This window comes from Kamptonema sp. UHCC 0994, from assembly GCF_029167235.1.
In the GTDB taxonomy this organism is placed as follows: Bacteria; Cyanobacteriota; Cyanobacteriia; order Cyanobacteriales; family Microcoleaceae; genus Kamptonema.
Window position 1 is genome coordinate 21,543 of the sequence record NZ_JARFTR010000141.1, and the last position, 19,948, is coordinate 41,490.

At 40.8% G+C, this 19,948-nt stretch carries 13 protein-coding genes; 7 read left to right on the top strand and 6 right to left on the bottom strand.

Annotated features, from left to right (window positions below):
* The first annotated feature begins 29 nt into the window (after positions 1 to 29).
* From PY364_RS13190 to PY364_RS13200, 3 genes are read left to right on the top strand one after another with little or no spacing between them, the layout of a single operon-like run.
* The gene (locus PY364_RS13190) at positions 30 to 1,058 is read left to right on the top strand and encodes a hypothetical protein (RefSeq protein ID WP_275523132.1); all 1,029 of its coding nucleotides are present in this window, start codon (positions 30 to 32) and stop codon (positions 1,056 to 1,058) included.
* A gap of 19 nt (positions 1,059 to 1,077) precedes the next feature.
* On the top strand, positions 1,078 to 1,950 hold the full coding sequence (locus PY364_RS13195; protein WP_275523134.1) for a hypothetical protein: 873 nt from the start codon (positions 1,078 to 1,080) through the stop codon (positions 1,948 to 1,950).
* A complete protein-coding gene (locus PY364_RS13200) occupies positions 1,943 to 3,868 on the top strand; it encodes an ATP-binding protein (RefSeq protein ID WP_275523135.1) in 1,926 nt (641 codons plus the stop codon). Before PY364_RS13195 ends, PY364_RS13200 begins: the two co-directional genes overlap by 8 nt.
* A 194-nt stretch (positions 3,869 to 4,062) precedes the next feature.
* Here the strand turns inward: PY364_RS13200 and PY364_RS13205 are convergent, their stop codons facing one another.
* Both PY364_RS13205 and PY364_RS13210 read right to left on the bottom strand, forming a co-directional pair.
* Positions 4,063 to 5,856, bottom strand: a complete 1,794-nt coding sequence (locus PY364_RS13205) for a bifunctional 3'-5' exonuclease/DNA polymerase (protein WP_275523137.1) — start codon at positions 5,854 to 5,856, stop codon at positions 4,063 to 4,065.
* A gap of 207 nt (positions 5,857 to 6,063) precedes the next feature.
* On the bottom strand, positions 6,064 to 6,648 hold the full coding sequence (locus PY364_RS13210; protein ID WP_275523138.1) for a class I SAM-dependent methyltransferase: 585 nt from the start codon (positions 6,646 to 6,648) through the stop codon (positions 6,064 to 6,066).
* Between the two features lie 397 nt (positions 6,649 to 7,045).
* Between PY364_RS13210 and PY364_RS13215 the strand changes: the two genes are divergently transcribed.
* The 4 genes from PY364_RS13215 to PY364_RS13230 all read left to right on the top strand — a co-directional run bounded on the left by PY364_RS13215 (position 7,046) and on the right by PY364_RS13230 (position 11,277).
* Positions 7,046 to 7,381: a hypothetical protein gene (locus tag PY364_RS13215; protein ID WP_275523140.1), complete on the top strand. Its 336-nt coding sequence runs from the start codon at positions 7,046 to 7,048 to the stop codon at positions 7,379 to 7,381.
* Positions 7,382 to 7,483: 102 nt separating this feature from the next.
* Positions 7,484 to 9,853, top strand: coding sequence for a M23 family metallopeptidase (locus PY364_RS13220; RefSeq protein ID WP_275523142.1), 2,370 nt, complete (start codon positions 7,484 to 7,486; stop codon positions 9,851 to 9,853).
* Positions 9,854 to 9,864: 11 nt separating this feature from the next.
* Complete coding sequence (locus PY364_RS13225) at positions 9,865 to 10,422, top strand: hypothetical protein (RefSeq protein ID WP_275523144.1); 558 nt, start codon at positions 9,865 to 9,867, stop codon at positions 10,420 to 10,422.
* A gap of 150 nt (positions 10,423 to 10,572) precedes the next feature.
* A complete protein-coding gene (locus PY364_RS13230; protein ID WP_275523146.1) occupies positions 10,573 to 11,277 on the top strand; it encodes a hypothetical protein in 705 nt (234 codons plus the stop codon).
* 118 nt (positions 11,278 to 11,395) lie between these two features.
* Here PY364_RS13230 and PY364_RS13235 read toward each other — a convergent pair whose 3' ends face one another.
* The 4 genes from PY364_RS13235 to PY364_RS13250 all read right to left on the bottom strand — a co-directional run bounded on the left by PY364_RS13235 (position 11,396) and on the right by PY364_RS13250 (position 19,941).
* On the bottom strand, positions 11,396 to 12,418 hold the full coding sequence (locus PY364_RS13235) for a DUF5895 domain-containing protein (protein WP_275523148.1): 1,023 nt from the start codon (positions 12,416 to 12,418) through the stop codon (positions 11,396 to 11,398).
* Between the two features lie 335 nt (positions 12,419 to 12,753).
* Positions 12,754 to 15,708, bottom strand: a complete 2,955-nt coding sequence (locus tag PY364_RS13240) for a CHAT domain-containing tetratricopeptide repeat protein (RefSeq protein WP_275523149.1) — start codon at positions 15,706 to 15,708, stop codon at positions 12,754 to 12,756.
* 20 nt (positions 15,709 to 15,728) lie between these two features.
* A complete protein-coding gene (locus PY364_RS13245; RefSeq protein ID WP_275523150.1) occupies positions 15,729 to 18,980 on the bottom strand; it encodes a tetratricopeptide repeat protein in 3,252 nt (1,083 codons plus the stop codon).
* Between the two features lie 52 nt (positions 18,981 to 19,032).
* The gene (locus PY364_RS13250; protein ID WP_275523151.1) at positions 19,033 to 19,941 is read right to left on the bottom strand and encodes a hypothetical protein; all 909 of its coding nucleotides are present in this window, start codon (positions 19,939 to 19,941) and stop codon (positions 19,033 to 19,035) included.
* Positions 19,942 to 19,948 lie beyond the last annotated feature (7 nt).

The following is a 19,948-nucleotide window of genomic DNA, read 5'->3' on the forward strand; positions in this document are numbered from 1 at the left end:
AATATCTAAAAAATCAGGAGAATAATTCAATGCCTAATTTAAAGTTGAGAGTGGCTATGCTGGGACGGAGTTCCGTCGGAAAGACCAGTCTTTTAGCTGTGATGTATAAATTCTTTAGTGAAACCACTGCACCCACTGAACTGAGATTATCAACCGATCCTGAAAGTGAAGCAATTCTTGAAGCTCATTATCAGGATCTTCTGAAAATGATTAAATATTTTGAAGCCACAGATCAAGGAATGACAGCAACAGACGGACCTAGAGATTTTACTTTTACCTTGGATCGAAAAGATTGGTTAGGTAAACGCGCATCATTAGAATTAGAATTTATTGATCTTCCTGGGGAATATTTCGGTCCCAAGGCATCGACGAAAGAGAAAGAATATTGTTTGAATGTTGTGACGAATAGTGGAGCCGTGATCATTACAATTGATACTTTAGCATTAATGATGGGAGGTGGACGTTTCAATGAACAGGTGAATGAACCAAAATACATCACTGAATTAATTAAAACCGCCTATCAAGATATTTCTGAACCTCGCTTAGTTATTTTTGCTCCAGTCAAGTGTGAAACCTTTTTACAAAATGGTAAAGATCCGGCAGAACTGGTAAAAGCTCTCAAGACTCAATACGATCAATTAATTACAAGAGTTCTTGCACCTAAAGCCCAAAATGTAGCTGTTGTCCTTACCCCTGTAGAAACCATTGGTTGTGTAGTTTGTGGAGGATGGGAAGAAGAAAAGGGACGTTTTAAGAGATGGTATCTCAATAAAATTCATGTTGATGATGCCATAGAAACTAGATATGCTGATCAACCTTTGCGCTACTTATTGTTGTTTTTAATTAAACAATATATTGATGATAAAAAAAATGGTGATAAAAAAGATGGTGATAAAAAAGATGGTGATAAAAAAGATGGTTTTTGGTTTAAAGTTAATGACTTTTTACAAAGATATGATGATCTCAAAGAAGCTTTGGGGAGATTTGCTTCGGGTTGCAGAAAAGTAACCCCATTTGAGATTTTGCAAGGACATAATTTTTTCAAAATCAATCGTTAATTTAGACAAGGAGGAAAGTATGGATATCTATATTCGGAGTCGGGGTTTTGAACAAAATAATGGTTATTGTTGGCTGCAACTCACTGATACAGGTCAGGAACGAGTTGATGAACTTCCGAATCAATTTGAAGATGAATCAATCCATCTGATTTACAGTGAAAGTCCCTCAGTGGTTATTTCTCGAAGAGGGGGTCTTTTGTTACTCCTAATTACCGCTATTCACCCCCAAGGACGCAAGGATTTTTCAGCCAGACCGATTCGGATTTCTGTGGCTTGGATTGCTGAAGATTCTGATAAAATTGAACCCGTCTTTCGGATGTTAGCTGCTAATGCTTTAGATGAGGAAGATAACCCTTTACTTACAGAAAAAATTAGTCAAGCTGTAACATTAGGGGGAGAGGATGGTTTTCTGGGAAATTTTCAAGAATTACTCAGTTTAGCTGATCCTCAGAATATAGAAGAAAGGATTCAAAACCAACCCTTACCACCTGACCAAGAGTTAAATAAGTTAGCTAAAATTTCATCAGAAATGAAGCACTTACTGGCTGAAGAAATTAGAGAGTATTTTCTTCCCAAAAGAGAGGGAGTTCTTCTCGTATCTACGGGAATTAAAAAAGAGGAAAGTTTCAGGGAGGCTCAGGTTTGGCGGGGTCTATCTTCCCTAGTCGAATCAGAGCAACAATGGTGGATTTACTATCCCATTGCTGACTCCTATCCATTGCCAGAAATCGAAGGGTTTTGGCAAGCTTTAGATTTTAAATTCAAATTTAAGTTTTTGAAGTTTATTTTAGGAATCACAACGTTTTCGCAAGCGTGGTTTATTAAATTAATTGAGTCTCAAGTCAATATGAGAACTCAAGAAAGGAGTTCATCACTTGAAAACGATGTTTAACTTCCTAAAAACCCTGGTAGAAGTCATCCAACGTCTTAACAGTTACTATTACTATTCCAATGGAATAAAAGGAACTGTTTTACCTGTTAATGCAGCCAATTATGTTAAGCGAGAGGTGGATGTTAAACTTTACGAATTCATCAAAAATTATGAACAAAAATTCCCAGTTTGCTATGTTTTTGGGACTCCTCAAAGTGGAAAATCTAGCATCAGGTTAAGAACTGCTAAAAAATTAGAGGAGGAAGGTTACATTAGCATATCTCTATCCGCCCAAACTTTGAGTTATCCTGTAACAGAAGATTTTTTTTACTCTCATTTAGTGCAGGAAATTAGTTACAAATTCAAGCAATTTGGTTCAGAAGTCGTTTTAGAGTTACAGTCATTTTGGCAAACCTTAAAGGAGCAATCTTATGAGATCAAATTTCCAGAATTTATTCGGCAGACAATTCGGTTTTCTAAGAACAAGACGTTAGTTATTTTCTTAGATGATAGCCAAAATCTCGCCGAATGGGAGGGACTCCGAACCTTTTTAGAAAACCTTTGCATCCCTAATTTTGCACTTGTGCTGTTCGGAAATGTCCATCCTAGTAAAGTTTTACCCCTGAAAAACTCTGGCCAAAATCCGATAACCGTGTTTGATATCTCACCTCTTGAGGGTGAATGTCCACCCCTGCAAGGAAGATTGAGGGTAGTGAGTCAAAATCCCAAAGCCTTATTTCAAGATATTTTGACTTGGACAGGGGGGCAACCTTTCTTAACAAATTTTTTATGTTTTTTTGCTGTTAAATGGCTTAGGATAGAAGAAAGTCATGCTCATACCGAGCTACTGAGAACCTTAGTCCAAGAAAAGATAGTTCAAAAGTGGACAAGCCAACCTGTACTTGTTTCTCACTTTCAGGCTATTGAGGATTATTACATTCAAGGAGACCCCAGGGTAGCAGAAATCCAATTCTTAGCCCTAGAAATTTACAAGCAAGTTCTCCAACACCCCAAGTTTACTCATTTTTCTGAGCAAAGTTTGGCTCAAAGAGAATTGCTGGTGTCAGGATTAGTAACAAAACGTGGTGGATTTCTGGATGTTGCTAATCCTATCTATGGAAAAGTTTTTGATCTAAATTGGATCGAAAAAATACAAAAAAAACTGAATTCTGGGAGATTGATGATGACACTTAATCTATCTATTTATGATCGAGATTGCTTTTTTCTGGTTTCTAAAGGAGCATCAATGACTAATCTCATTGCAGCTAGAGACTCAAAAGCAAGAGAGCGTTATTATGCTATTAAAGATTCAGTTAAGGGACATATTGCGGAAGTTTTAAGAGTTCGTCCAGGTGCTGAATCTAAAAGAGTTAGCGATCAAGCAACTCTAGCTTTTTTTAACATTAATAAAGTAGCCCGGAATAACTACAATATTACAGATCATAATCAAGTTGATGCCAAATTTGACGCTAACACTCCCGCAGGTGATGCTTTTATTACTCCGACATTTAAGGGTTTAATGAATAAGTGGTTTGAAGAACGCCCAGAAGATCGAGGAGCTATTGTATTTGTTTATACTGATGGGGAACTTACTGATTTTAATGAATTTGTTGTAGAAATTAAAAATCAATGTAAAAAACTTAAAAACCACAGTTACTTAAAAATTTTAATTGTTGGAGTTGGAGAGGCAATTCAATCCCCTGTAGCGGTAGAGAATTATTTTCACGTCGATCTCAACGGTTATGGTTTTGAAGATCGCGATGGAAATCCTTGCAATGTTGTGATATTTAACCGCCTAGAATCTGTTAATGAATATGGTGCTATTCAGTCTATACTTGAACAGCTAGTTGAATGTCCAGAACTAGGACTGCCAGATTGGTTAAAAGAGGAATATCCTGATCTTTATGAAAAGTTAAAACGGAAATATGATCTTCCTTAACTCTCTTCTACTAATTTGCACAAAAAGTAATACTAAAGCCAGAAAACTTTTGTGAGAGAGATTTTTCTGGCTGGGATTTTTAAAAAGTCCTACTGTACCAAGTCAGATGTCTGGAATGTGCGCTTCACTTCAGTTTAGCGCGATTAGCAGCTAGGGTGCTAAGTGGTAAAGGCTTTAATGAATCATACTCTTATTCAAGCCCATGACGAGCAAATAGTTACTTCCACTTCAACCGGAACTTGCTGCAAATACAATTCTCCAGCTTCCACCATCACTTTTTTGAGAATGCAACTGGTTCTTTTTAAAGTTGCCTTGGGACACTCTAACAGAATCTCATCATGTACCACACCAATCAACTTCGCTCCAGTCTTGGGTAAGAGCTTAAACAAACGAACGATCGCCACTTTCAACATATCAGCTGAAGTTCCCTGAACAGGGTGATTTAGCAATTCTGAAAGCCTGGGTTTCTTTGCCCACCGTCTTCTACGTCCCCCAATTGTACGAATTTGCTTGATATCTTTGACATACACCGTTCTCCTGATGCTATCGTGCCATCTTCGGACTCCAGAATAAGCTTGGAAAAATCGTTTTCTGAACTCTTTAGCTTCCTCCAAAGTTAAAAGGACATCGTACTTTTCCTCAGCATAAGCTTGTAGTTTAGCAGCACCCATACCATAAATTAATCCGAAATTAACTGATTTAGCAATCCGTCTATCTTCTGAAGTTACCTCCTCTAATACCTTACCCGTAATCAAAGAAGCCGTTAAAGTATGCAAATCTTCACCTTTAGCGTAGGCATCTAACATTTTTGCATCGCCAGATATTTCAGCGACGATCCTTAGCTCGATTTGGCTGTAATCCGCTTTAATAATGTGATATCCGGGAGTGGCAATAAAGCACGCACGCATTCCCTTAGCCGTACAATTTCTGGGAACATTTTGCAAGTTTGGCTGCTTACAACTAAAGCGTCCCGAACGCGCACCGCATTGCCGATAACTGGGATGAATTCTTCCCGTGATCGGATGAATATGTTTCGGTAATGCCTCAGCAAAATTTGAGCACAAAGATGCTAATTTTCGATAATTCAGTAACAACTGGATAACCGGATATTGGCGAGCTATAGGAATAAGTTCGCTCTTGCTTGTTGACTTAATTGGAATCTTGAGAGCCTGAAGAGCGCTTAAAACTTGTACAGATGAGCGGGGATTTATAGTTTCCACCATATCTGGAAATAGCGAAAGTTGTGCGCTAGGGGCTGGTTTTAGACCCGCTTTCACTAATTCCACCAGCGTAGCCTGCTTTTGAGCTTTTAGTTCATCACCCACTAATTGCCACTGTTCTGCATCCAGTAACATTCCATTTAGTTCCATTTGGGCTACAGCAGGCATCGCTGCAAATTCAATTTGGGCAGTTTCTAGTAACCCAGCACTCCGAAGTTTTGAGTGCAGCCGCACTCTAAGTTTTAGCAGGACAGCAGCATCTAAAGCGGCGTATTCTAACTGAGAAGCTGATAGTTTTCCTGCGAAATTGCTCGACTGTAAGCTCTTATCAAGTTTTATTCCTAAAAATTCAAAGGTAAGGGATTGTAGATCGTGGTCTTTCTTCAGTCCCGAACGCAATACCTGACTCGCTAACATCACATCAAAAAATGGGCCAGACGGTCTAAGCCCAGCCATTTCTAGTACCTGCCAGTCGAACTTACCATTTTGAAATACTTTGAGCGCACTGCTGTTTAGAAGTGCTTTTAAAGGCGATAATTCGCTGTCAGTAAGAGCAGCTAGATCGACAATTATCACTTGGCTTTGCGGAACAGCTATTTGGAGCAGTCGGATGCGATCGCGGATCGGATCTAGCCCGGTAGTTTCTGTGTCTATGGCTATAACACGAGCTTTCATCAGAGGTGATAGAATCTCAGAGAGCTTGGAAGAGTTCGCAATCAGCTCGTATTGCACCACAGGCGCTAGGGTATTGTGTAGGGAGTTATTCATAACACGAGAGGAATTTTAAGATAATAGCTTTAGTTATAAAATTGACCGCGCTAGCGGAGATATTTCTGGATATTTCGCAGCCATGTCTGTTTTTTTTATTAGATAATTATCTAAGTCTCAAGGGATTATATTTAATTTGTTGAAAGATAGGTTTTGCCTAAAAGTGATATCCCCACTATACCGTTTGGTTAGTGGGGAAGTAATCGTCTACTTTTTGTCTATTACGACTAAGTAGCTATCAACAGTCACCGGGCGATCGCTTCCCCAAAATATCTCTAAGGGAAGTTCAATTAACTTAGCTGACGTGCGCTTAAGGAAAGCTCGAAATGATTGAGATCGCGGCTCGGCTCGAACATTCATAGAATTGCTAACAACACTTACCAACCGTCCAGATTTTGCTAGAAAAAGGTTATAAGCACGTTGTATAATATCTAAATCCACTCCTTTGATGTGGGGCGTAGAAAATGGGGGATTTGCCAAGATTCTGCTATATTGCCTTTGGGGGTCAGTGGTTAAAAAGTCGCTTCCAACTAAATTAAACCCTTTTTGGAACAGGAGTTCTTGTAGCAGAGGGTTAATCTCAATTACATCAAAAATTGCACCTGATCTAACCATAGCCTGCGCTAATAAACCATCTCCGGCTGTTGGTTCTAAGGCGTACATTCCTGAAACAATTTGAGCTTCTTCAAGCATAAGCTCAATTAGCTCTGGGGGAGACGGAAACCACGAATAAGGTGGAGCGTCTCGGATTCGCTCATATAGCATTTCTGCAAGCGATGAACTATCTTTCATTTTAATTGTGTTGCTATTAGAGCTATAATTGGCGAAAATTGCCACTTTTGTGCCGTGTTAAAATAAAGTCAATTGCCCTTCAAATTTTGACTTATATTTTGGTAACTTAGCTGTTACAATTTCTGTCGGTAAATCTGTATCAGCGCTTTTATCTTGGGACAATTTACGTTTGTCCCAGCCTTGGGACGCTGCATGACGGACAACGCTTTTCCTAATTGCTCTAGCTAAGCACTATATTGTGTTTCAGCTATTGGTTATTTGCTGATGCCTACGGCGATCGCCCTTACATATCCGCCGATAGGCGGTAGTTTAATTACGACTATCGGATGAAACCCCCACTCGTTATCCCTAGCTACGCTGAATTGTTGATTCTTACTACTTTGTAGCTACAGGATTTATGAACGAGCCAAACAATATCTATGGCACTGAACCAGGTTACAGCGCTGATGGCTATGCTAGCGGCTATGAAAGTAACCCATGCGAGTCCTCGGTTAACGGCTATCGAAGCAATGGTTATAGCAGTCAGCAAACAGAGGGGTATGGGACTCCAGACTACTTTGCTGATGGCTACCGAGAGAACGTTTTTGAAGGCAATTTGAATTTAGCAGATACTCCCTGGACGGAGACGGCTGCTAACCCTAACCCTTATTTTGATCGAGGAGTAGATAACTCTAATTCCTCTCAGAATCAAACAGCTAATTATCATTTCGACGGCGATGACTTAGAACTGTAATGCTTTGCGCCGAGGCTGCTCTCTGTAAAGCTTCGGCAGGTTACTTCATTAACTAATAAGCCGATTGGGGGCATAAACATGAGAAGAATATCATCAACAAAAATGAGGCAATTGTCAATTTGTTTATTATCTCTACTCTTAATAGTTTTCAGTTGGCTTTATCAACCAATATTTGCTCTGGCACAAATACCAACTGATACAACTGAAATGCCCACCAGACTTTTAGAAATACCAGGGATAGACAGGCAAGGAAATCCTAATTCAGTTAACGCCCTCTTGCCGGATTGGACACAAATTTCTTTTTCTCAAATGCCACCCATCAGTCAATCGGGAAGCCTTTCAGCGGGAGATTACAAGCAAGCAGTTGGCTATGATTTGAGTCGAAGTTGGACAGCAGGACAAACTCCCGATCAGTACATTATGTTGGGCGATATTAGCCAAGCTCTACAACCAGAACTACTATCCTTTGGTTTTGTCACGCAACAAGCTGGTTTGAATTTAGATAGCATAGCTTTAAGCGCATTTACTTTAGTTGCCAAGCAGTCGTTAAATCAGTTAGTTCAGGCTATCCCTCTTCTCGGTCAATTTAAAGTCGCAGAAATTGCACCAGTGGCGGGACTGCTAACAACAAAAGCTGCTGGCATTGATGTAGGCGATCGCACTTTAGATCGGGTTCTAAGTTCGCATCCACAATTAGGTAATTTGAAACTGGGAGAAATTGACCTGTCTCAGTATTCCCTATCTTCGATTCCGAACTTAAATAGTGCTCAACTTGGCGCATTTTCAGCTTGGCAAACAACCTTAATTAAAGACGTACCTGGGCTGAATGTTTTACCTCTATCTAGCTTTCCCAATCCAATTGCAGAAATCGGTAATTTAGTAATGAGAATTGATGCAATTTATGGCCCAGCCGAACGGCGGCGAACTAAGACGATATCAGGCTCCGACGTTCAGGGATTCTCAGTTAACTGCCAAGAAAATGATTGTGCTTACATCGAACTAGACGATCTGGAAAATTCAGGTCGGAACGCTCGCGGTGATCTGGAAGGTAAGCAATGGATTAGCGGTAAGTACCAGGAAGTCGAGGGCGGCTCGGGCTGTCTTAAAGGTGTCAACGGTGGCAAAGAACCGACAGGAAGATTGCCTTTTGGCAGTGCTTTTAAGGTAGTAGTCATGGAACCTGACGAGCAAACCGATACCGTTGATACGGCTCTATTTTTCCGATTTTGTTCCCCTTGCGGCTGCTCTCCTTATTTTATTGGGCCAGTACCCTTTTTCACCTATCGGGTTAATTCTCCCATTTTCGTTGGAGCCTTAGAATCATCCTCTAGCGGCTCTTCCTCTGTAGCAACTGGGGCAGTTCGCGACTCAGTATCTTCTCCTGTTACAAAAGGTGTAGGTACAGCAGCTAATATTAACGTTCCTTGCCCTCCTAGTGCCACTGCACCAGTGTCAATTGGCAATGTTCAAGGAGTAAATGTTGCGGCTTTGTCAGAAGCGATCGCCAATATCGAAAGCAGCGGTTCTTATGAGACTGTTGGCGTTCATGTTTGCGCTGATGGTGGCAAGAATTGCGGGGTTCCATTGGGCAAGTACCAGTTTATGAGCTACAACGAGTACGCTGCTAGTTCAATTTCATCTAAACCAGAAGGCGAGCAATTTTTAGCCAAGTTACAAGGGGGTTATCAACCCACTCAAGCAGAACTTTTTCAATTTTTTCCACCTGCCGATCAAGAAGCTGTTTTTGCTCAAAGTATCGCTTCTAAGCTGAATGCTACCTCTCAAGAAAAAGACCCTAATACCGGGAGTTTTTTTAGTGGGGATAGGCTGATTGAACGAGTAGCTCAAAAACATTTTGGAGGCGATTATTCCAAAGTTGATGGCGGGGCAACCGATACATTCGGTCGTTTAACTATCTTAAGTTACGGACAGGATGTTTTGAAGCGCTATCGAGGGGGAAGTACAACAGTCGCGGAGTCGAATACTGCTGCTTGCGTTCCTACTTCTAGTGCGGCGCAATCCTCTAATTCTGCGAGTGTTACCTCCGGCGGTCAATCAACAGGTATTAAGCCTGCAAATGGGCCAGTAACCAGGCGCTTTGGGATGCGAACTCGTCCCGTTTCCGGCGTGCGGAAAACCTACAGCGGCATTGCCATTGCGGGTTCAATGGCAAGTCCAGTAAAAGCAGTTGATGGTGGGGTTGTCAAAACAGTGGTTTCTAACTGCAAAGAAGGAGTACAAAACTGCGGTGGTGGCTACGGCAACTGGATTGAAATCGAGCATAGCAACAGTCGTACAACTCGGTACGCTTACCTGCGCGAGGGTTCAGTAAAACTCAAAGTTGGCGATCGCATTTCTCAAGGCCAAGTCATAGGTGAACTAGGCAGCACTGGGACAACGGCAGACCCTCGCTTGCACTTTGAAACCCGCATTAATGGAACGGCTGTTAACCCATACCAAGAAGGAATTTGAATTAAACGGAGATGTTTAGCACTATGATTTCTTTGAAAAAACGGACAATTCTGTTGAAATTTACCTGGGGCTTATTAACAGCTTTTCTGGTTTATTTGTTAACCAGTTTATTCAGCTATTCTCCAGCTTTTAGCCAGCAGCCTCGGAATGCTGATTTCCCTTTAGCTTGTCTTCCAGTTGGTCTAGGCACTCTCAGAACAGAGTTGGTAACGGAAGTAACAGATGGCAGCACTCACTATCGCTTATTCGATGCGTATTTGCAGGGAGATGCCGTGCCATTTTCTGTATTAATTTCTCTCCAAGAAAATCAGTGTAAATTGCTTTATTCCAACCCAACGAACGATTTTTATCCTTACAGCCGTGCGGTCAAGCTATCAGTAGCCAAACAAATCGCTCTGGGAGAATTGCGTTACTCGATCAACAAAGTAGGGAGTATTGATAAGTTCCGCTCTACTTTGCAGCCCAATTTGGGAGATCCGGCTTGGCAATTTTCGGAAGAGGAACTTTGGGCATTTAATCAGGTTGGTATTACTGTTCCTTCACTTAGTAAAACCAGTCCAAAGAAGTGATACCAATACTAAATCAGATGAAGGTAATAGTTGTCCTACAAGCAACAATAAAACCTTTGATCAAAGTGGATTTAGTAAATCTGCAAGCTGTCTGTCATAATGAGATTTGGTATGACATCTACGTATAAATAATTCATGGAGGTCAAATCAATGTTTAGCAAAAACCAACAACTAACTTTAGGTGCAGAACAAATAGATCAACCACGCATTTTAGCTGCAAATAGAAATTTATTACTGTTCTCTCCACCTGTTCATAATCAACTCCCAAACCCCGCTTGTGATTCCCTAAATACTTCTCCGCCTAGAGCCTCATCATTTTTATTTATTGGGCGGTGGTTCCGCTTTGGAGTCATCTTGTTCTTACTGTTATCAGTGCTGTTAGGAACTGCTGGTTGTACCGCCAGTGCTACAACGATTTCTTGGGCACCTGCTACTAGATTCATCCCTGTTAAAACTGTTCAAGCCATAGTTGGTGAAAATTCTGAGCTTAACCCCCAGGATTCAGCATCAAATGTGTTAGCCTGGGCTGTAAATGGACAAGCAGGCAAGTTAGTTATTTTTAATTTTAACAGCCCTGGAGTTTGCGGAGCAGAAGGTTGCTTATACGCGGCGTATTTATTCAAGAACAATGCTCCTCCTAATCGTGTATTTGCTAGTTACTTAAATCCCAATTTGCCACCGAAAAGACCGCTAATTCAAGTAGTAAGTGACCCATCAAAAGCCTCTGATTTGCCTTGTTTGCAAGTACAGCAGCAGTCAAAGAATGGTATGCGGCAGTTATTTTTTTGCTTCAACGGCCACCAGTACCAGTTAGCTAATAGTTTTTTGAGTGAGCTTCCTAATCAAAAGAAATAGGCATTTTAAAGTATTTGAGCTTGAATCTCCGTTAAATATCGCCTGTTCTGCACAAAAAAAATGCCTCGCTCCTTAACTGGATATGAGGCATTTCTTGAAAAGAAACTAGCCGAGACTGTTAATCATCTTCTTCCGAATCAAATTCATCCTCAAACTCATCTTCTTCATCTAAGTCGTCCAAATCATCCTCTTCCTCTATTACTTCAGTAGCAATTTTCCGAAGAGTTTTATGATTCCCAGTCTGCTTTTTCCCATTTTCTATTTTCTTAACAATGGGTGGTAGCACTTGAATTTGTGGTTCTGCTGTACCCGGTAATGCAGGAGTTTCAGTGAATCCAGCAATGGTATCGTGCAATCCCCAAATCACATTTTTATGCTGCGGCCGTCCCAGATAGAGTAAGGGAAAATTATCAGCAGTCGGCTTGGTATAGTTAATAGTTTTGCAGCAGTAGCTCTTATTAGAGCCTTCGCCTTCTTTAACTCCTTTGAAGTGAACTTCTAAGATACCCAGGCTTCGCCATTTATCGCTTTTTCCGCTGAAAGGAATTTGGAAATAATCGGCGAATGCTTTTTCCAACAAACGGTAAAATTCGTCTCTAGCTGCTTTAAAGCTCCAAAGTGCGACATTCTTAAATCTGACGACAATAGGCGTGCTGTGTCTGGGACGATTGTTTTTATCTAAAAAGACAACGGCGTGTTCGCTGACAACATCCATTATCTTTTTATCGAGTTGAGCTTTATACTCTTCATACAGCCCGACAATCGCCCCGCCTAAATTAGCAACGTCATTCTTGTAACGAATGTATTCAGGGACGAATCCCAGGACGCATAAGTGGCATTTAGAAAGTAGCAGACCTGTAACATCTTCTGTTAGTCCAATTGTAGTCATTTCTTCTTCTGTTGGCATGACAAACCAATTGGCTTTTTCTAGCTGATCCTCTGGAATTAATATTCCTGCCACTTGTTCGTTAACAACAATGCCATAGGGCAAAATAGGTCGTCTTACTTGATTATGACCAGGTTCTAGGAGCTCGGGGTCAATTTCAAAATCAAAGTCTTCTGAGTCAAATTGAGTTGTGTCTTCTGTGATTTCTGGTTTGACTGGGGTTTTTGTTTTAGCTTTGGTATTAGTTTTAACCATTATAAAAGTTGCTGAAAAGAGCAACTCAGAAAGGCGGTAGCCTTAACTCCTGGAGGGGGGAACCTGGCAATATTTGTATTTTTGAAGAGGTTTTATTTCACTGATACCAATCTCTGCTTTAATAGCCAGATTTGATTCAAGGGTGAACTACTTTTTGTTGGTGGACTAAAATTGGATTTTAATCGTAATACCATTTCTCTAAAAGTATGCTACAGTCCACATCGTTGACTTTACTACATAGAATCAACCTCCTGTTGCTACTGTTGCATGAATTTGGAGAAATGGTAGAAGTTATTTACCGAACATGATATGACATCTGACTGGGGAGTAAAAAGTCATTGCTGACGCTTCTCTAACTGTGTTGTAGCCTCACCAACTAGGGTAAAAGCAGACCACTGATAAGGCTCAGAGTAAATCTTCTTTTTTGTATCTTTGTCTACATAGTTCTTTGTGTTCAACATTGCCTGACGCAAGGCTTCTGCTTTGTCCAGTTTTCCTGACTTTGATTGCTCTTTCAGTTGTCTATAAAACTCGGTCATCAAGAAGGCTGTTGAATAGTCATCTACATTCCATAAGGAAACAATTGCACTGGAAGACCCGGCAGCAAGCGCAGACCGAGATAGACCAATTACTCCATCCGCAGTCAGTCGTCCTAGCGCTGTATCGCAAGCGCTTAGAACAATTAACTCAGCTTGTAGCTTCATTTGTGAAATTTCACTGGCAGTGAGCCAACCATCATCGTTTCCAGAAGCATTCAAAGCGATCGCTCCTGGAACTTCTCCCTTTTCCTCACAATTATTTAGTAAGCCGTGTGTTGCCAGATGAATCATGCGGGCCTGAAGCATCTTCTGTTTAACCGCAGTTTCTGTTTTCTCCTGAACTCCCAAAGTTGGAGAGATATCGAAAAGAACCGAAATATCTTCTGCTTCTTTTTCTGCTCCTTCTAATTCAGTCAGACTTAACTTTTCCGAGTTAGAGCAAAATTGATCTGGCTTTGCATTTTTTACTCCCAAAATTAACCAATCTTTGTTTTCTAGAGGTTTGCGGTTAGACTCCCTGTTTTGTTGTCGTTGTCGGATTATATCTAATGCCTGAATTGATGGGGTAGTTAAAATCGGGTGTTTCTCGATTAGGTATTTTTTAGCTTTGGAATCGTATAGAGCAGCAAAGGGAATCTGGAATAAACTTCCTTGAGGAACAAAAATGACTTTTTCATTTTCTGTGGGCAAAATAATATTATTATTCGGTTCAATTAAAATTTGATAATATGTTGCTAAAACTTTATTCACTTCCTCTTGAGTTATTATTTTCTTTGAAGGATTTTTACCTTTTTCTTTTTTAGAACTACGAAGATAAGCACGAGCTATTGGACCTCCTGAACCTCCTAAAATACTAGGGACAGGTCTATCACCTTCTGGCAACTCATTTCTAAATTTATTAAGCTGTTCTTCCCAATCATTCAGATTTACTTTTTCAAATTCTACTTTTTCTTGGTTAGGTTTAACTACCCAAATATAAAGTTGGTGACTGTCATCGATAATAGAATTTTCTTTTTTTATATTTGAGTAAACTACTAAAGTAGCTTGCTGCTCTTGAGCAATTCTTTTGATGTCTTGAATATTCAAAATAGCAGAGTCTTCTCTATTAGTGTTTAACTGCTTTGCCAAAACATCTACGAAAGCTCTTGCCCTTCCTCTTTCTGCAACCTCTAACGCTAACTCAGTCTGGCTATTACTAATGTAAACTTGTTGCAGATTGAGATAAGTCGTCTGCTGAGTGTCAAATATAAATACTTTCTCTGTTTCAGTTAACCCTTCCCGGAGAGATTCTCTTGCACTTATTGCATCTTTCAGATCTTGTATGGCTTTATCCAGATTTTCTTGACTTTTGATAAATTTTTGTTCTGCTTCTGTTACTTGACCCTTTTCTTTTAGCAATTTTTCTTGCTCTTTAAAGATATTACTAATCTGAAAATAAGATACTCCTAATGAGTTTAGAGCATTTCCTATCCCAGGTCTATCTTGAATATTTATTGAAGTAGTTAGATATTCAGTAGTGCAGATAATGGCTTTATCATAATTTTCTTGTGAATACTTAAGATCAGCTATATAATTTTCTTTGGAAGGCTTAAGATTACCTATTGAATAGTAAATACCACCTAAACCACCGTGGGTAGATGCTACTAAACGACGATCCTTAATCTTTTGAGCAATGCCTAAACGTTTTTGATAACAATCTATTGCCTGCCCTAAGTCAGAGTCATTTTTAGAAGGTACTTCATAACAATTTATTGTCTGGTTTGAGCCGGAATCTTTTTTGAAACCATTCCGTTTCCAACGACTATGGTAAGCACTTGCTAATTCCCCTAGAGCAATCGCCGCTCCTGGTGGATCTTCATTATCTTTATTAGTAGCAGTTTCTAAATGCTTTTTAAAGTAGTCCATTGCTATGTCGTAGCTTTTTTGCATATCCATTTCTGTTTCTTCGTAGCTTGCTTGCATGTGGTGAGCATTACCTAAACTACCTAAAGCCGCCCCTCTTAGTTTAAAAAGTTCTTTCCTTTCTTCTTTAGTTAATTCTTGATTTTTTTCGAGAATTTTATCAATAAGTTTCAATCGCTTCATATGAAGTTTAATTGATTCGGGATAGTTACCTAAGCTAAGGTAAACACTTCCTAATCCCCCTTGAGCTATTGCTCGCGCTTTATCATCATCATCTTTCTCAGCAGCAGCCAAACTCTTTTCGTAGTAATAACGAGCTTTTGGGTAATTTCCCATTAAATAATAAGCGTCTCCTAAGCTACTAAAAGCAGCAGCCTCTTCTTTCTTGCTGTCTGTGATTTTATTAGTAGCAATATCTAAACGTTTTTCATGATAATCAATCGCTGTTTTGTAACATGCTTTGTTATGGTAAACAGTTCCCATAGTACCAAGAGTAAGCGCTTCTTTATCAAAATTTTGCTCTTTTTGATAAAGTTTTAATGCTTCTTCAAAAGTTATTAAAGCATCATCATATTTATAATTATTACGTTGTTCTTTTCCCTGTTCAAAAAGCAGATCTGCTTTTTCACTATTAGGTATTTGACTAATAATTGGACTGTGATTTTTATCTTTTATAGTATTTTTCGCACAAGGATTTGAGATTTGAGTAGGAGTTTCGCTAGAAGCTTTACTAGGAGTTTGTCGATTTTGTTTCTGAGTAAAGATTCTTTGATTTTGAGAAGTATAAAACAGTAATCCAGTCAAGGCAGCAATGAATAATGAAAGCAGAAAAACAGTTCTTGAACGCATAAAATACCAGCTTATTGTTGTCAAATTATTTGAGCTGCATCCCTCATTTCAGATAAATTCTGATTAACTCTTACTGTAAGTGGATGCTCTTTACCAAGTTTTTTCTCAAGGATTGCTAAGGCTTGCCGATAGAGCGGTTCTGCTTGAGCATAACGCCTCCAAGAAGTGTAAAATTTTGCTAAATCGTTCAAGCTAACTGCTACATCAGGATGGTCATTTCCTAAGAACTTCTGAAACATTCCTAATGCTTGAATGTATGTGGTTTCTGCCTTTACCAGATCACCCTGCTGGGCATAGATAAATGCTAGGTTGTTAAGGCAGTTTGCTACATCTGGGTGTTCTTCTCCTAATAATTGTTTAAAAAGTTCCAGTGCTTGTACGTACAAAAGTTCTGCTTCGGCGTAGCGTCCTTGAGCATCGTAAAGGCGTGCTAAGTTATTCAAACTCGTAGCCAGATAAATTTCTTTTTTTGTACCTTTATAGAGGATAATTGCTTGTTCAAACAAGGGTTCCGCTTCGACGTAGCGTCCCTGATAGAGATAAAGGTATGCTAAGTTGTTGAAACAGTCTGCTACATCCGGATGTTCAGAGCCTAACAAGCGTTGTTTCATCTCCAATGATTGCTTGTATAAAGCCTCTGCATCATCGTATTTTCCCTGAAGATTGTAAAGAATTGCTAGTTGATTGAGACTGTCAGCTACTTGAGGAGCTTCTGTGCCTAGCAAACGTTGTCTCATCTCCAACACCTGTTTACACAGGTGTTCGGCTTCTGAGTAACGACATTGTAGTCTGTAAATGTAAGCTAAATGGTTAATGCTAGTTGCAATATCAAGATGTTCGCTACCAAAGCGTTGTTCGCTCAGGCTACGACACCTGTCGTACCAGTCAGCGGCTTGTTCGTAGAAACTCTGTCCTTCGTAAAACCGACCTAGAGCTTCAAACGGTTTGAGTAAGTCTGTGTCAGTTAAGTAGCAATTTAATAATGTGGCAGCTTCAGCCACATGGGGTATAGCAGGTGCTAGTTCTAAAAGCAAGTCGTGAGTTGGAGTTTCTGGAATTGTCCGAGCAATAGCTACCATTGCTTGACAGAACTGCCGTTTGAGTTCATCCGAGTTGGTTATGCTAACTTGTTTTGCTTGAAAGAACTCCCGAATGAGCTGATGCAGTTGATAAATTCCTGCTCCCTTGCGCTGGAGTAGGTTCAGGTTAAGTAGGTTATCATCCCGCAGCCCTTCCAGGTCTTCTAAGTTTTGCTTTGGCAAACACTTCTCGACTAACGACCAAGGGATGGGAGCTAGGGCAAACAAGCTCAGTAAACAACCTAACTGTTTTGTTGGCTCATCTAGTACCTCCCAACTTAGTTCAAAGGCAGCAGCAACTCCCAAAGATGCAGTCATGTCAGCATCAGGTTTAGAAAGCGATCGCTCATCCAATCTCTTCTTCTCCAACCGTTGCTGCATTTCAGCCAGAGAAAGGTCAGGTTTACGGTCAAAATAGCGCCCCACTAGCTCCAATCCCAAGGGTAAGTATCCCAACCAAGCACAAAGTTTTTGGGCATTATCCCGTTGTTGCTGAATGCGCTCTGCTCCTACTAACGATTCTAGTAGTGCTAATGCTGCTGACTCATCTAGCACCTCAATTTCCAACTGTTTGACTGATTTACCCAACCGCAGGCGAGTGGTCATTAACACTTTGAACCGGGATTCAGCAGGGGGCAAGTAGGGTTTGATGGCTTCGTAGTCTGTAACATCATCCAATATCACCAGCACTTCACCTGCTGCCCAATGCGTCCAGCAAAATCCTACCTGACCCGTTAAGTCTAGGTCTTCAGGGGGCTGAAGTTGGAGACGCGATCGCCCAAACTGGACAATCTGAGTGCCTACATTTAATCCTTTCGCCCGTAACCAGCAGATGCCACCTTGATAGGTTTGCTTGCATATTAGCGCATATTGCAGAGCCAGTTCCGTTTTACCAATGCCACCCATGCCTGCGATCGCAGATACCGCTACCCGTTCATTCTCTTGAAGCTGCTGGTGCAGAATTTCCAGCTCTCGCTCCCGACCGACAAACTGCACCACTCCACTGCGAGGTAAGTTCTCAGGAATTCCCGTCAGTGAAGAATCGGGCTGTTGGTTAGACTGACTGGACGCACTATGGCGCTTAAACAGATAACCATCCCGCACGCGCATGAAGATGACAGGGGTTGCGAAATCGCGTTTACGATATTGGGTTGGCCCAAGAGCGATCGCACGTCTTGCATATTGAACCGCAATATCAACCGGATCTTCTGCTGCCAACTGTTGATAGAAGCGCAGTGCAAAGCGACTAGCAGTGCTGTTCGTCACTTCATATTGCATCGCCACAACCACAGGCACATTTTGTTGGACAACCTTAGATGCAACTCCCACAAATGCTTGTGATGAAGACAGCATTCCGCCTTCACAAGCTTGTAACATGACTACGCCTGGGCGGTGTTGATTAAACAATTCGCTGAAGTAATCTGCATCCACCCACATTGCCTCATTAAAGTCAGGATCGACTAAAGCTATCTCACCGACTTCTTGTTTACCCTCATTCTTCATCCGTCCATGACCAATGAACTGAAAAATATGAGGGTCTTTTGACAGAATAGTATCAATAGTTTCAGGGTTAGCGGAACTGATAATTGGCAATAATTCCACCCGTTTTGCTTGCTCAACTGCTAGTTTTTCTAATGCTGCTTGGACTGGTTCGTAGGCAACGGGCGGTAAATTAGAAGGAGCAGAGATAATTAAAGCAATTCTCAGCTTTTCATCAGATTCTAGTTGAATTGGTTGTGCGGCAATCCACTGCGATCGCCTGCGAGAGAAAACCAGATCCGGTACTGTTCCCATCCAAATTGTACCTAGATTAGCTCTTGCAGGCACACACATAAATTCCCAAGGCAGGGCAGCTATTTCAGGCATTCCCTGTTCGTCGATATCCAGTTCAACTCGCAGTAGTTGTTTTTCCTGTTGCACTACCTGATAGTAAAAGTTGACGAAATCTTGGCGCAGCACGTCATCAAACAAGACATCAAATAAGGCTTCTCCGAGTGATCGCACTAAATTAGAATCGTTCAACTCGTTATTCTTGGCAGATTCTAGCAGTGGTGCAATCTCTGAGCGCTTCTCCTGATATCGAAACGCGCCGCTAGGTTGTCCCTTGTCTTGATGTTGAGCATCCCACTTTTCTACCTGGATGCGATCGCGGTTGGCAACGCGAATGCGATAGGTATAGTATGTTTTTGCCATAAGTTTCCGCCTCTGCCTTTGAGCCTACTTTAACACTAAAATTTCTTAGTCATCACCCTTTCGGCAGATTTAGCTCCCATTTTTCAGCATCGCCACGAGAAAAATGGCTAGCTGCTTCATTTTTCTGCTTAAGTAGTTGTTTCAATTTTTCGGACAAATTGGCAAAAACATCTCGAATATCAGCCGTCAGCCAATTAAGATCGGGTTCAGCCCATACTGTGCCCTGCAATGTAATTGATTCAGTACCTTTGGGAACTTTAAAAACGATTCCGAATTTCCCTGTGCCAATTTTTTGTAGTTCTTGATCCTGAATTCGCCAGTAGCAAGTAGAATTTCCTTCACCGTTTGTCAGAATTTCGGAATGACCGAGATTATATTGATAGGCAGGCATGGCTGAAAATGCCTTAAAGTTATTCTTGCTGGTGACATTGGCTTTGATCTCTTCTGGTATCAAGTCCAATAGTTCTGCTAACTTGGAGGAATCCACGCCTACATCCCAGTTTAAGTTACCATTTAATCCCACATCCATGCCCACTCCAAAGTTCATTACTGAGCGCCACTTTTGAGCAGGAAACAAGCTGGTAATAATTGGCTCGCTGCTACCTTTGGGACTAAAATTTAATTCACAGGTTAACCGCCAGAATCGAGCGCCACGTTCAGGAATTAGAGCGACTGTTAGGGTCATATAATAGAAGTCAAACTGTTGTTGCATCTGTTGTTTATAGATGCTATCTAGTTCAGTACCGCTATCTGTAAAGATATTCTCGGTCAGCCGAATTAGTCGATCTCTAGGATTGCCAAAGTTAACTTTAGTTTGAAATAAGCTATCAACTTTGTCTGCATTTATCCCTAGTTTTGTCCCGCCAGCTAAAGTTCCCTCCCATTTCTGAACTTCTTTGAGCAAGTCAGATAACAGGGCATCGTTTTCATCGAAGTTTGGTTTGGACATTTCATCAGTCATACATATA

Excerpts from the sequence above, each read along its gene's own strand:
- PY364_RS13225 (WP_275523144.1), top strand. The coding sequence starts at position 9,865 with ATGTTTAGCACTATGATTTCTTTGAAAAAACGGACAATTCTGTTGAAA.
- PY364_RS13230 (WP_275523146.1), top strand. The coding sequence starts at position 10,573 with ATGTTTAGCAAAAACCAACAACTAACTTTAGGTGCAGAACAAATAGAT.
- PY364_RS13220 (WP_275523142.1), top strand. The coding sequence starts at position 7,484 with ATGAGGCAATTGTCAATTTGTTTATTATCTCTACTCTTAATAGTTTTC.
- PY364_RS13205 (WP_275523137.1), bottom strand. The coding sequence starts at position 5,856 with ATGAATAACTCCCTACACAATACCCTAGCGCCTGTGGTGCAATACGAG.
- PY364_RS13240 (WP_275523149.1), bottom strand. The coding sequence starts at position 15,708 with ATGCGTTCAAGAACTGTTTTTCTGCTTTCATTATTCATTGCTGCCTTG.
- PY364_RS13200 (WP_275523135.1), top strand. The coding sequence starts at position 1,943 with ATGTTTAACTTCCTAAAAACCCTGGTAGAAGTCATCCAACGTCTTAAC.
- PY364_RS13210 (WP_275523138.1), bottom strand. The coding sequence starts at position 6,648 with ATGAAAGATAGTTCATCGCTTGCAGAAATGCTATATGAGCGAATCCGA.
- PY364_RS13250 (WP_275523151.1), bottom strand. The coding sequence starts at position 19,941 with ATGACTGATGAAATGTCCAAACCAAACTTCGATGAAAACGATGCCCTG.
- PY364_RS13190 (WP_275523132.1), top strand. The coding sequence starts at position 30 with ATGCCTAATTTAAAGTTGAGAGTGGCTATGCTGGGACGGAGTTCCGTC.
- PY364_RS13215 (WP_275523140.1), top strand. The coding sequence starts at position 7,046 with ATGAACGAGCCAAACAATATCTATGGCACTGAACCAGGTTACAGCGCT.
- PY364_RS13195 (WP_275523134.1), top strand. The coding sequence starts at position 1,078 with ATGGATATCTATATTCGGAGTCGGGGTTTTGAACAAAATAATGGTTAT.
- PY364_RS13245 (WP_275523150.1), bottom strand. The coding sequence starts at position 18,980 with ATGGCAAAAACATACTATACCTATCGCATTCGCGTTGCCAACCGCGAT.
- PY364_RS13235 (WP_275523148.1), bottom strand. The coding sequence starts at position 12,418 with ATGGTTAAAACTAATACCAAAGCTAAAACAAAAACCCCAGTCAAACCA.